Raw genomic sequence first — 13,185 nt, forward strand, 5'->3', positions numbered from 1 at the left:
AGCATTCCATAAAAATGAGGCAGCCTATTCATTCGCGATATCCCAGGAAGGATAGAGAAGTGTATCAGGGAAATAACTCATCGGCAAAAGATCGATCCGTTCTTCAAAAATATTCTGAAGCGTCCTGATCAATTGATGGTCACCATTCCCGTACACGAGTATCCTCTCCGGTGCAAGGGATAATAACGGAGCTATGGTGTACGAATCAACGTATAACGGGTGATTCGTCAGAAGGCGTTTATCAATCGCCTTCGTCAACTCCTGCCGTGTCACCTCTTTCATGTCTTCATCAAAGAAACGATAGCCATAACCCGTCGAATACAGATGGATCGTGCGCATTTTCTGCTCCCTTGATGCCAGATACTCCCGCAGCATATGGACAAACATTTGATATTCCTGCTCCATCTTATATTCATCTATAGCAAGATCCAGCATGAGGAGCAGTCTCTCCTGAAGCTTCTTCAGCCTGAACTTGCTGAAGGAGTCGAATGATATGGGGGCCTTCCCTTCCAATAAAAGCTCCAGACTGTCATGGACGTATTCGGCCTCGTCCCATTCACCGATCAGCTCCATCAATTCAGGTCGTTCACCCATCCTCATCTCTGATACGATTTCTAATATTTGATTGATTTCATCAACATCTTCATAGAAGTAATTTTCTTTCAGGGCTGATTCGGACCAGTCCATGCATTTATCATTTAAGACAAAGTGGGAAACCCCATTGAATAGCTTTTCTTTTTCCTTGAAGAAGGGGGAAACCTCTATCGTCAGATTATAGTGAGTTGTATGTTGAAAGAGCGTTTCATGGAACCATGATTGTATGAACTCTTTATTGAGGTGTTCTTGAAGCTTTAACGCATCATTTTTTTGCTTGAAAATAAATTCAATCAAACTTTCTCGCCTCCTTAAACCCAAATCCCTGATTTATATATATGGGAGGCTTGTATAAATTAGAAGTTGATGTGTGAATTTAATTGTCTCTTTTCAAACTTTTTGGCGGTCACAAGAAGCGAGTAGTGTTTGATTTTCGCTACAGGAGACTCTCCCGTCTTCGCCAACAGGAAGGGGCTCGGTTGTTGAAAAGGTTTGGGTTTTGCGCTTGGATTGGAATCCCAGGCTATATATTGTCTCCTTTTTTAAACGGGAAATGACTTAGATTGCCTTATTTCAGCTGAAGTAGGATCCCGGAAAGGGTCTAAGGGGCCGAATTTGGGGTGAAATTCCTGATTCGGAATGACATCGCGGAAGAATTGATCCCATTTGGGCTGTTTTCAATCTCGATTTCGGATAATTAATCCTGTTTGGGATTTATTAATCCTGTTTGGGATTTATTAATCCTGATTTTAATTAATTGATCCTCTTTTTGAATAATTAAGCATCCTTGTCGAATTTTCTTTAGGTATGCATGCGTATCGACACGGAGGACTGCTCTGCCGTCTTTGCCAACAGGAAGAGCAAAAGAGGAGATCACTCGCTTAACGAATGACCCCCTCTTTTTTCGTGCGATCTATTCTCTTCTATTCCTACCATCGATCAACACAGGCTGGGACAAGTATTTAATCCGCTCCATGATCCGTGCAGCCTTCAGTTTTTCTTCTTCTCCTCTTTGACTGTACGTCAAATGGTGGGTCAGTTCGTTGAAGTTGAAGTTGGAGGTAAAGAATGTAGGCAGGTTCTCAAGCATTCTGTACTGAAGGATCGTCCCCAGGATTTCATCCCTTCCCCAGCTTGACATCGTTTCTGCGCCGATGTCATCGAGCATGAGGATCGGTGCAGATTTAACCATTTCCAGTTTTTCATTTACCGAGTTATCTCCAAGCGATTGCTTGATTTCTCTAAAGAACTCAGGAACGTAGACAATCAGGGACGCGATTTTTTTCTGGGCGAGTTCATTGGCCATCGCCCCTAACAAATAGGACTTACCCACTCCGAACTTGCCGTAAAAATAGAGTCCTTTCATTTTTGTACCTTCTGTATAGTTCTCCACGAAATTCTTCGCTAATCGCACAGCCTCCAATCGGCTTTTCGAATCAAGATCCAGGGTCTGAAAGGACGCCTGTAAAATATCTTTAGGTACATACAGGCTCTTGATTAGACGCTTGGAACTTGTTCTTTCATCATGAATGACTTTTCGAGGGCAGCGATGGTAATCGATGTCGATGGTGTTACCTCTGATCACTAAATGAGGGTCATACCCTTCCATCATGTTCTTACACTCCTGTAAAGAAGGACAGTAACGACATTCTTTACTTTGAGAGATGTATTCATATAACTTCATCAGACTCTCATTTACCATTTCCCCTGTTACACGGCCTTCATTCCTGCGAATAAAATCCTTCACATCATGGTTTTCAAGAATCTCTTTTTTCATTTGCTCATATCTTTGTTGAAACGAACCAGAAGCCGCCAACCTTTTCAGGGTGTTATTTATTCTCTCCACCGCTACGTTCACCTACTTCCGAAAATTTTTAAGCTCTTCTTCGAGTTTCTTCTTTTCTGCTTCGAAATCATATCCATCAAGGGAAGAATCATTTTCTTTCTCGGTTTCACCTTCTTGGAACCATTCCGGGAGTTTCTCAGTACGAATCGGCTTTCTTCGTCTATTCGTATTATTTTCCTTTTTCCCTTCAGCCCACTCAAGATACTGCTTGTGTTCTTTTTTTGCTAATTCCATGGCTTCACTTGCAGTCGTCACCTTTTTCCTCGACCAGTGGGACGCGATTTTTTCCATGTATCCTTTTGTGAGCTTCATGTCCGTTTTCAGCAACACATATTGTACCAGGACATTCATGACACCAATCGGCAACTTCTGTGACATGAGCACCTCTTCAACAGCCTGAAGGTCTGCCTTAGAAGGAGCACCTCCATTTGATATGTCAGAAAGAACATCCTTGGGCGACGTTGTTTCCAGATATTCAATGAGTTCTTCTTCTTTCGTGCGGGGTTTATCCGATTTCACAGGCGCTTTAGTCTCTATTCTCGTAGTCAAATCGGGCAGTTGATCACCAGTCTGAACCCCATACCAATCACGTGCGGTTTTGCGCAGCAGCTCTATATCGATGGTATCGTCTGCATCCAGGGAGCTTAAGACGATATTTTTCATTTGAAGAGGATCTATACCGTACAGATAGCTCAGCTTCAGAACCGTTTCCCTGACATTAGTTGTAAAGGATTTTCGTGGAACCATGGATTCAGATAACCCTGCAAGTAATAACTGAAAATCAAAATCGATATCATCCAGTGGAAGACCACCATTCTTCCCATATTTCATATATTGTTCACCAGACTTTGTCTCGGAATCCATATTTGCATCGTGTTGGAGAAAATTAATCTGTTCCGATGTGAAAACATCTTGAAAGGACCGGGTGATGTTTACGTGTTGCTGTTTATCTACCAATTCGTCAGTAAAGAATTTCTTTAAACGCAAATAATGAGTCCTGCCTATTTTACGGTAAAGATACACATTTAACATACCATCATGAAAGAATTCCTGAGGGGTAAGAGGAGGCTGCAGTTCATAGAGAAAACTCCGATCCTCGTTGTCCCTTTTTTCGTATGCCTTTAACAACCCTATCCCTTCAAGCTTCATTCTCGCTTCATAAACTTCCTGAAGATTGACAGACAGAACGTTCATCAGATGATAATGAGTAGAATGTGTTGACCATAACCTGTTTTCTTCTACTTCTCCCCACAAACTCATATAAAGACTGTAACAAACCGAACCAATTAAAGGCTGGTACAGAAACGTGATGATTTTCCGATCGTATTCCTGAAGAATCCCATTTGTCCCTACCGTGTAGTGATCGATTGGTTGTATTTCATTCCAATGCTTCTTCATCATAGTTGGATTCTACCTTTCAAAAAAATAAAGAGAAAAGAGCTAAAGAATTACATCTTCAGCTCATTCTTCTACTCTTTTTTTATTAATTCTTTCAGTTCGTCTATAAATACATTAATATCCTTGAATTGTCTATACACAGATGCAAAGCGTACGTATGCAACTTCATCTACCTTAGCAAGTTGATCCATGACCATCTCACCAATCTTAACCGATTCTACTTCAGAAGCACCTTGATTACGGAGTTCCTTTTCAATATCCGTTGAGATCTTTTCTAATCTCTCAAGAGGTACCGGGCGCTTCTCACAAGCCTTGATCAACCCTCTCAAAATCTTCTCTCGACTAAACTCTTCTCTTACCCCTTCTTTTTTCACCACAATTAAAGGAAGCTCTTCAACCTTCTCGAAGGTCGTGAAGCGGAAGGTACATACTTCACATTCTCTTCTTCTTCTGATTGAACGTCCTTCATCAGCAGGACGGGAGTCCACTACTCGTGTACCATTATGCTGGCAAGACGGGCACTTCATAATATCAGCTCCGTTATTACATACTATTACTTTCATCATATAAAAAAGCTGCGACTTACACAAGCTTATAAAGGATTTACCGTTATTTCACTTTTGTCAATTCGCTGTCAAGCTTATGATAATAATGGTTAATCTGTGCTTTTAAGACCGTATATGTACCAAAGATTTTCCCTTTATCCGCACTGATCTTGAAATCGACTGCCGTTTCAAAAGGTCTTACCGTGATGACCGTTGCGACAATAAACAGTTGGGGAGTACCATTTTTACGGACCGTAATTTCCCCTCTGTCCTTAGACTGGGAAATCACCTCATACTCAGAGGATGAGAATAACTCTAATACTGCATTAAATGCACCTTGATGCATGGATTTATAATAGCGTGATTGCAGGTCTTTATCTTCGTGCTGATCAGATGTCTCACATTCTGATTGAAACCGTTTAAAAAAAGTACGTATTCCGCTCATTTAACGTTCCTCCCTTTATTTACCCTTATTTTACACGAAAACAACACGAATGAAAATTCAAAATCAATTCCTATACAAAAGCATAAAAAAAGAGATGCATCTAATACGCATCTCTTCTGAGTTATTTTCAATTAAAGGGCTTGAGCCTGAGACTTCTTCACTTGTACCGGACCCATACCACGTGGCAATTCAATTGTTTCACGTGTGTCAGCACCAAGAGCATCTGCAATATATTCAGCAGCGATGTTAGGATCTAAATCACCGCAAGTATATACATCAATACTGGCATAACCATGTTCAGGAAAACTGTGAATAGTTAGATGTGATTCTGAAATGATCACAACTCCACTAACACCTTGAGGAGCAAATTTATGGAAAGCTACCTCACGTACCTCTGCACCTGATTTAAGCGCAGCATCTACGAATGTTTTTTCAATTCCTACTACATCGTTTAATTTTTCAAAATCGCAACCCCATAATTCTGAGATTACATGACGACCCATTGTTTCCATTTTCGTGTTTCCCCCTTTGACATAATTTTTTTCGTCAAAATGAACGCATCCTTTGGCAAAATCTTAACTACCACGGGGGAAAGTTAGTCCGAAGAGGTCCTAACCCTTTAAGTAGCTAAATCAGTATTCATTTGCTAATAAGAAGTTCACGAAAAATAGTATACTTTGTTTAAAACTCTTTTGCAATAAATTTTTATAAACTTTTTCACTTGGTCATACTATCGGTTGATTGCATTTCGCTGAGTTGGCGGTGAGCAACTTCCCTAAACGTAAAGTGCGTTCTTGGAATCGCAGACCGTTCCTTTCCGCTCCATGCACAAGATTCCCCAGGGAGGAAGTCGAGCCTCCTCGACGTTCCGTCTGTGGGGTCTCGACTTTTCCTCTATCTCCCGCAGGAGTCAAGTGCCTTCCGCTACAATCCACTCTGTGCTACTACACTCTTACTGACTATAAGTTTTGATAGATAAGCACAAAAAAGCTCTTTGGTAGAAAGTTGTTCATAAATACAAACTTCCTACCAAAGGATCACCCAAATCCCACACCAACAAATAGAGGATTTTCGTTGACATCTATTTACTAAAGGCTGTTTTCGTAAAGATTGTTGTTTTAAAACACATGATGATCTGCCAAGGCTCTGTCAACCAATATGTGCTGGGTGGTGAAGGAACTGCTCCGCTTGCAGCTTGCGTACGGACTTTCCCATAGGAGTCTACGAAATTCCCCTCACTATCTAAAAGGAATTTAAGGGACAGAACTTAAAGTGACAAAAAACAATAAAAAGTAAAAAATCTCTACTATACAAGCTACAATCGACCAGTGCACACTTTGAAAAATACTGTTTTCTAGACTTGTATGGTATTTATATTAGCTATGCTAAGAAATCCATGCTTAGAAAGTTGATTCTCGCTGCAGGTGCTCGACTCCAGCGGGAATTGCGGGAAGCTCCGAAAAGCGGAGGCGGCTCGCCCAGCCCCGACATGCATAAGATGAATGGGCCTAAGAAGGCGCTCTTTGCCTTCTTGGACCATTTAGCTTATGACCTCGAGGGGCTAAGCTTGCCGGAGCTAGAAAGTTGAGACCCCGCAGGGAAAGCCAGAGGAGGCTCAACTCACGCCCCGCGGAAAGCGAGCACCTGGAGCGGAAATCAACCACTACTCGCTTTTTCAAAAGCAACAAAGTTTAGAAAAGAACCTTTAAAAAATATGAAAAGAAAAAGAACGCACCGGGAAAGGTACGTTCTAAGGATGCAGCTTATTGTTTATGTGGGTTCTTTCAAACGTTGACTTCTTGTTTTGCGTTCATTTTTGATGCAACGAATTTAGCCAGATCAACGACACGGCATGAATAGCCCCATTCATTATCGTACCAGGCCAGTACCTTCACTTTTCGATCTCCCATTACCATCGTGGATAATCCGTCGATGATCGCTGAATGAGGATTTGTATTAAAGTCGATTGAAACTAAAGGTTCCGTTGTGAATTGCAGCACTCCGTGTAAAGAACTAACAGAAGCCGTAATGAAAGCTTCGTTGATTTCTTCTACTGTTACGTCTCTTTTCACATCCACAACCAGGTCCACTAGTGAAACATTTGGTGTAGGCACACGCAATGCCATTCCGTGAAGCTTGCCGTTTAACTGAGGCAGAACCAATGATAATGCTTTTGCTGCACCAGTTGTGGTCGGGATGATCGATTGACCGCACGCTCTCGCTCTTCTCAAATCTTTATGTGGATTATCAATATTCTTTTGGTCATTTGTGTAAGCATGGACTGTCGTCATAAGTCCATTTTCAATACCAAATTGCTCATCTAATACCTTCGCAACTGGCGCTAAGCAGTTCGTTGTACAAGATGCATTTGAAATGACGCTGTGTTCTTCAATATTTAATGCGCTTTCATTTACACCCATCACAATCGTTACGTCTTCATTTTTACCAGGGGCTGTCAGGATGACCTTTTTCGCTCCCGCTTCTAAATGAAGGCTCGCTTGATCTTTCGAATTGAATTTTCCAGTAGCTTCAATCACAATGTCGATATTTAATTCGCCCCAAGGCAAAGCTTTAGGATCACGATTGCTTAATAGTAGGACACGCTTCCCATTGACGATGAGTGCATCATCTTCCGTCACCACATCTGCCTGAAATGTTCCATGATTTGTGTCATACTTAATTAAATGTGCTAATGTTTCAGCCGGGTAGCTTGCGTTAATGGCTACAACCTCTAAGTTTCCCTCTAATATTGCTTTCCTGAAAACCATTCTTCCAATACGTCCAAAACCATTGATTGCAATTTTCGCCTTCATAAATCCGGCTCCCCTCTATATTAATGTTATACTTATATGTTTATTTGCTAAAAATAGTATAACATATTTAGAGAATATGTTAATAAGTATTTTGCGGATTTTTAATGTTTTATTATTCTGACAATAGGTTTATTAAATGTATATTTTTGTGGTTTGATTTCATACAATTTTTCAATGCTATATCTTTGATTTAAACATTGACCGTTCCTTTCCGCTCCATGCACTTGCTTTCCGCGGGGAGGAAGTCGAGCCTCCTCGGGCATTGCCCTGCGGGGTCTCGACCTTTCCTCTATTTCCCGCAGGAGTCAAGTGCCTTCCGCTACAATCCACTCTGTGCTATTACACTACGTTTTAACAGATATACACAAAAAAGCTCCTATTGTAGAAATGCTGAGCGTTTGTCCTATTTACAAAGGAGAACCAACACAACTCTATTTTAGAATCAGATTTTTATCGCCATGACCCCTGATTAATATAGTGGATCAAATAAAATAAAGCCGACAAGAAGTTTCCTTGTCAGCTCATATGTCATTCTATGGTTTTAGATGCCACTCCATCAAAAGGGATTCAAGCTGTTCCTTGGTTTCGTCCAGGGTTCCATTGTTGTCGATGACTGCGTCGGCAAGGCTTGCTTTATCCTTTAAGGGGAATTGGGAAGCGATGCGTGCTAATGCTTCTTCCCGGGTAAAGTGATTGCGTTCCATCAAACGCGATAATTGGGTTTCTTTGTTCACATATACCACGAGCGTGCGATCCACCATCCAAGTTAAGTCGCTTTCAAATAAAAGCGGAATATCCATGAAAATCGTGTTTTTACCTTCAAGAATGGCTTCATCCTTATGTGCGAGCATCATGCTTCTGACGGCAGGATGAACAATTCCATTCAGCTTTTTTCGTTTTTCTTCAGAGTTAAAGATGATCTGGCCTAGTTTTTCCCGATTGATGGTTGAATCGTGATCGTGCAGTATATGTTCACCGAATTCTTCCACAATCGTAAGATAAGCCGGCTGATCAACCTCAACCACCATACGGGCAGCAAGATCAGCATCAATTATCGTATAGCCTTTTTCATTTAACGTTTTCGAAACTGTACTTTTACCACTTGCAATACCACCTGTTAATCCTATAATGCTAGCCATTATCCTATTCCTTTCTAAGTCATGTCAGCCATTAAAACCTCAGGATCCCTATAAGGATCAACAGAACTCCCGGGAGAAATGACACTCGGTGAATCCACCGTAAATGAGAGAAGAATTCCCCCATCTTTAATCCTGAGAATAAGAACGTAAAGCTCATCACCAGGATGGCTAAAGTAAGTATGAATGGCGAGAAATTTAATAACGCTGCGCCAATTCCGGCACCGAAGGCATCCAATGATAGTGCAATTCCAAGCATAAACGCTTCAATACCGGTAATCGTACCCGATCTATCAAAGTCTGCCGTTAACGGCCTTCTTAAAATTTGAACCACTAATCCTATGGATTTAATCTCAAAGTTGATTAACGTCTTTTCTTGGGATAATACCGTTTCTTTTTCCGGTCTAAAGAACTGGTACAGTACGGCCGCTCCAATCACAACCAGAATCAGCCCGCCGATCCTGCCAGCCCATAACGGTGTGATGATGGATCCGATGGTCTGACCAAGTAACATGGCCAATAATAAGGAGCTCGCCGAACAAATGGATATGATGCTGATTGATTTTGTAGGGATTTTCACTTTTCGTAATCCGTAAGTTAAACCTGTGCTAAAACTATCAAGACTTACAGCAAACGCCAGAAGTAATAAGGAGATTGTTTCACTCATCTAATAGCCCTCCCAAAAATCATTACAATACTATATGGTAAGGGCTTATCAGATGTTAATTGTTCTTTCTAACGTTGGCAATCCGGACAATAGTGCGTCCCTCTCCCTGCTGAAACCTTCTTCTCAATGGGAGTACCACATTGACGACAAGGTTCTTCTTTCCGGCTATACACGAAGAGGTTCTGTTGGAACATACCCATTTGTCCCTGAGAATTCACATAGGAGCGAATCGTACTTCCTCCCATTTCTACGGCTTCTTCCAATGTTCTGATGATTTCTTGGTGAAGCCGCTCAATTTCTTCCTGTGAAAGGGATTTTGACTTCCGGTCGGGGTGTATACCCGCACGGAATAATGCTTCATCTACATAGATGTTCCCCAGTCCCACGAGGACCGTCTGATCTAATAATGTGGCTTTCACGATTCTTTCTGTCTTGCTCAGCTTTTCTGTTAGGTAGTCTGCAGTAAACTCGGATTGAAACGGCTCGGGTCCCAACTGCAGGAGGGGAAGATGAAGCAATTCCTCCCCTTTCTTGAAAAGGTGCATCGTCCCAAACTTCCGGACATCACGGTATCTGAGTTCTGTGTTATCCGTAAAATGAAATATGACGTGAGTGTGCTTTTCAATGGGGTCCCGGCTATCGGACAAGTTGTACTTTCCTTCCATTCTCAAGTGAGAAACAAGAGCCACGTCGTTTAAATAAAAGATCAGGAATTTCCCTCTTCTTCTCATTTCAAGTATTTCCTGCCCCTTCAAGCTATGAACAAATTCATCAGGTTCGTCTGGGCTTTTAATCATCTTAGGCCAAAAAACCGAGACGTCTTTGATTTTCTTTCCAATAACAAGAAGCTCCAACGTTTTTCTGACCGTTTCTACTTCAGGCAGCTCCGGCACTCTGCCACCTCCTTATCAAACTCTATTTCGCGTCGTACCATGTTGGACCGTATGAATAATCGACCTTTAATGGAACTTCTAACTCCATCGCGTTCTCCATTACTTCAGGAACAATTTTCTTTAAAACTTCGATTTCTTCTTCAGGCGCTTCAAAGATCAATTCATCATGCACCTGGAGCAATAATCGTGATTGAAGATTTTCTTCTTTTAATCTTGCTGCCATATCAATCATGGCCTTCTTGATGATGTCGGCTGCACTTCCTTGAATTGGCGTGTTCATCGCTGTACGTTCAGCGAAACTTCTTAAGTTAAAATTACGGCTCGTGATTTCCGGCAGGTAACGTCGGCGATTAAGCAGAGTAGTCACATAGCCCTTCTGTTTTGCATCTTGTACGATATCATCCATATATTCTTTTACACCAGGGAAGCTTTCAAGGTACTTCTTAATGAATTCCCCTGCTTCTTTTCGTGTAATATCAAGGCTTTGAGAAAGACCGTAGTCACTAATTCCGTATACGATTCCGAAATTAACGGCTTTCGCATGTCTTCTCATATTGGATGTGACCTCTTCCTTTGCCACCCCAAAGACGTCCATCGCTGTTTTCGTATGAATGTCCATATCATTTCTGAAAGCTTCAACTAATTTCTCATCCTTGGCGATATGAGCCAGTACACGCAGCTCAATTTGAGAGTAGTCTGCAGCGAACATAACCCAGCCTTTTTCAGATGGAATGAACGCCTGGCGGATTTTTCTTCCTTCTTCAAGCCTGATAGGAATATTTTGAAGATTAGGGTCTGTCGAGCTTAAACGGCCTGTTTGAGTCAGTGCTTGGTTGAATCGTGTATGAATTTTACTCGAATCTTTATGGACGACCTTCAATAATCCTTCTAAATATGTGGACTGTAACTTTCCTAGCTGACGGTAATGCAGGATATGATCAATGATTTCATGCTTGGACTGAAGTTTTTCCAGTACGTCAGCAGAAGTGGAATAACCAGTTTTAGTTTTCTTCACGACAGGTAAACCCAGCTTTTCAAAAAGAATCACGCCGAGCTGTTTCGGAGAATTAATATTAAAGCTTTCTCCAGCTTGTTCATGTATGTTCTTTTCTAATTCTTCCAGGCGGTGTGAAAGCTCTTCTTTCATGGTGAGCAAACGCTCTTGATCCACTTTCACGCCGGTGAATTCCATTTCGGCTAAAATAAGGGCAAGGGGTAATTCTAACTCTGCAAATAATTCATATAGATTGTTTTCTTTTAATTCTTCCATACATGTGTTCTTCAATTCATGAAGAATGAATGCTTTTCGTGCAAGATGCTCTGATAGAATGTCAGTGGAAGGGACCTTCTGCTTGGCACCTTTTCCATATACCGATTCATCCGATTCGATAGAAGGCTGACCGTGTCCTTTTGAGATAGTAGCGAAGTCTTCACTCGATTCAGAAGGATTGATAATGTAAGATGCTAACAGCAGATCAAACTCGATCCCTTTTATGTCGACTCCCTGTCTCTTTAGCGCCACGACGGTTTCCTTCGAGTTGTACACATATTTTGCTGCGCTTTCGTTTTCAGCCCATTCCTTAAATGCTTCTGAATTCAAAGCGGTCTCAAGCGTAAAGAAAATCGTGCCTTTCTCATTGTGCAGACTCATCCCGATTACTTCTCCGAGGTGATAATTCTCCTCCAGCATTTCAATGTATAATGAGCTTTCATTTGAAAGGTGTTCTTCTTTGATGGTTTCAACTATCTCAAAGGAGATATCATCCAGTTCCTGAGGCTCTTCTTGAGTGGTTTCACCCATTTTCTCCAGTAGTGAGTTGAATCCGAGATCCCGGTATACTTCCTTTAGTTTACCTTCATCCATTCCATCATAATTCAGCTCTTCCACTCCAATCTCAATTGGAGCTTCCCTTAGGATGGTCGCGAGTTCCTTACTCATGATCGCTTGTTCTTTATTTTCTTCGAGCTTTTCTTTTAATTTTTTCCCGCTGACCTGGTCAATGGAGTCAAGCAGCTTTTCAAGGGAATCAAATTCTTTTAGCAGCTTGATCGCCGTTTTCTCACCTACACCCGGCACGCCTGGAATATTATCAGAACTATCCCCCATCAGGCCTTTCATATCGATGATGCGATCAGGTGTGATTTCCCACTTTTCTTTTATGTGCTCCGGGGTGTACACTTCGATATCCGTTATGCCTTTTCTCGTAATACACACCGTCGTAGTCTTCGAGCTTAACTGTGTTAAATCCTTATCCCCGGAATACACTTTTACCTCAAACCCGTCAGATTCCGCTTGTAGGGAGAGCGTTCCGATAATATCATCCGCTTCATAGTTTTCTTTTTCATAGCGTTTAATTCCGTATGCATCCAAAAGCTCGCGGATATATGGAAATTGCTCGGACAATTCCGGTGGAGTCTTTTGTCTGCCACCTTTGTATTCCTTGAATGTCTTATGTCTGAAAGTCGTTTTCCCTGCATCAAAGGCTACTAAAATATGTGATGGTTTTTCGTCTTCGACTATTTTTTGTAGCATGGTGGTAAAACCGTATACTGCGTTTGTATGTACACCTTTGTCGTTATTTAATAAAGGCAGTGCGAAGAATGCACGGTAAGCAATACTATTGCCGTCGATCAATACTAATTTTTTGGACATGTGAGTACCTCCTGTAAAGGCTTCTGATTCTATATGTTTATTCTATCATGTTGGGGAATGAAAGGAAAAAAGGGGACCTTATTAAGTCCACTGAAAAAAGATGACTTTGATTTCATTTTTTGAATTTGAATCAACGTCATCTCTATCAAAATTTGTGGTTTTTCGACAAAAGGATCATAAAATGGAAAAAGCGGT

11 protein-coding genes are annotated in these 13,185 nt (G+C 41.4%); all 11 read right to left on the reverse strand.

Going from position 1 to position 13,185, the window contains the following annotated elements:
• Positions 1–24 precede the first annotated feature (24 nt).
• The 11 genes from AC6CIB_RS14810 to polA all read right to left on the reverse strand — a co-directional run bounded on the left by AC6CIB_RS14810 (position 25) and on the right by polA (position 12,990).
• Complete coding sequence (locus tag AC6CIB_RS14810) at positions 25–891, reverse strand: putative sporulation protein YtxC (protein ID WP_498281879.1); 867 nt, start codon at positions 889–891, stop codon at positions 25–27.
• A gap of 616 nt (positions 892–1,507) precedes the next feature.
• Positions 1,508–2,440 (reverse strand): primosomal protein DnaI, encoded by a 933-nt coding sequence (dnaI, locus tag AC6CIB_RS14815; protein WP_498281881.1) that lies wholly within the window; start codon positions 2,438–2,440, stop codon positions 1,508–1,510.
• A gap of 12 nt (positions 2,441–2,452) precedes the next feature.
• Positions 2,453–3,841: a replication initiation and membrane attachment family protein gene (locus AC6CIB_RS14820; RefSeq protein ID WP_498281883.1), complete on the reverse strand. Its 1,389-nt coding sequence runs from the start codon at positions 3,839–3,841 to the stop codon at positions 2,453–2,455.
• A 68-nt stretch (positions 3,842–3,909) separates the two neighbouring features.
• Positions 3,910–4,365, reverse strand: a complete 456-nt coding sequence (gene nrdR / locus AC6CIB_RS14825) for a transcriptional regulator NrdR (protein WP_324744786.1) — start codon at positions 4,363–4,365, stop codon at positions 3,910–3,912.
• An 82-nt stretch (positions 4,366–4,447) separates the two neighbouring features.
• Positions 4,448–4,828, reverse strand: a complete 381-nt coding sequence (locus tag AC6CIB_RS14830; RefSeq protein ID WP_498281885.1) for a cytosolic protein — start codon at positions 4,826–4,828, stop codon at positions 4,448–4,450.
• Between the two features lie 131 nt (positions 4,829–4,959).
• Entirely contained in the window at positions 4,960–5,340 is a 381-nt protein-coding gene (gene speD / locus AC6CIB_RS14835; protein ID WP_034756998.1) for an adenosylmethionine decarboxylase, read from the reverse strand.
• Between the two features lie 1,272 nt (positions 5,341–6,612).
• The gene (locus tag AC6CIB_RS14840) at positions 6,613–7,641 is read right to left on the reverse strand and encodes a glyceraldehyde-3-phosphate dehydrogenase (RefSeq protein ID WP_498281887.1); all 1,029 of its coding nucleotides are present in this window, start codon (positions 7,639–7,641) and stop codon (positions 6,613–6,615) included.
• 533 nt (positions 7,642–8,174) lie between these two features.
• A complete protein-coding gene (gene coaE / locus AC6CIB_RS14845) occupies positions 8,175–8,780 on the reverse strand; it encodes a dephospho-CoA kinase (RefSeq protein WP_498281889.1) in 606 nt (201 codons plus the stop codon).
• 31 nt (positions 8,781–8,811) lie between these two features.
• Entirely contained in the window at positions 8,812–9,444 is a 633-nt protein-coding gene (gene ytaF, locus AC6CIB_RS14850) for a sporulation membrane protein YtaF (protein WP_113969584.1), read from the reverse strand.
• Between the two features lie 68 nt (positions 9,445–9,512).
• The gene (mutM, locus tag AC6CIB_RS14855; protein ID WP_498281891.1) at positions 9,513–10,337 is read right to left on the reverse strand and encodes a DNA-formamidopyrimidine glycosylase; all 825 of its coding nucleotides are present in this window, start codon (positions 10,335–10,337) and stop codon (positions 9,513–9,515) included.
• Positions 10,338–10,359: 22 nt separating this feature from the next.
• Positions 10,360–12,990 carry a DNA polymerase I gene (gene polA / locus AC6CIB_RS14860; protein ID WP_498281893.1) on the reverse strand — a complete coding sequence of 877 codons (2,631 nt, stop codon included), beginning with the start codon at positions 12,988–12,990 and terminating at the stop codon, positions 10,360–10,362.
• Between the last annotated feature and the right edge of the window lie 195 nt (positions 12,991–13,185).

It is taken from the genome of Rossellomorea sp. GQ25 (genome assembly GCF_059758515.1).

Coding starts and splice junctions, on each gene's coding strand:
- AC6CIB_RS14830 (WP_498281885.1), bottom strand. CDS start 4,828: ATGAGCGGAATACGTACTTTTTTTAAACGGTTTCAATCAGAATGTGAG.
- nrdR (WP_324744786.1), bottom strand. CDS start 4,365: ATGAAGTGCCCGTCTTGCCAGCATAATGGTACACGAGTAGTGGACTCC.
- AC6CIB_RS14840 (WP_498281887.1), bottom strand. CDS start 7,641: ATGAAGGCGAAAATTGCAATCAATGGTTTTGGACGTATTGGAAGAATG.
- speD (WP_034756998.1), bottom strand. CDS start 5,340: ATGGAAACAATGGGTCGTCATGTAATCTCAGAATTATGGGGTTGCGAT.
- AC6CIB_RS14820 (WP_498281883.1), bottom strand. CDS start 3,841: ATGATGAAGAAGCATTGGAATGAAATACAACCAATCGATCACTACACG.
- ytaF (WP_113969584.1), bottom strand. CDS start 9,444: ATGAGTGAAACAATCTCCTTATTACTTCTGGCGTTTGCTGTAAGTCTT.
- coaE (WP_498281889.1), bottom strand. CDS start 8,780: ATGGCTAGCATTATAGGATTAACAGGTGGTATTGCAAGTGGTAAAAGT.
- polA (WP_498281893.1), bottom strand. CDS start 12,990: ATGTCCAAAAAATTAGTATTGATCGACGGCAATAGTATTGCTTACCGT.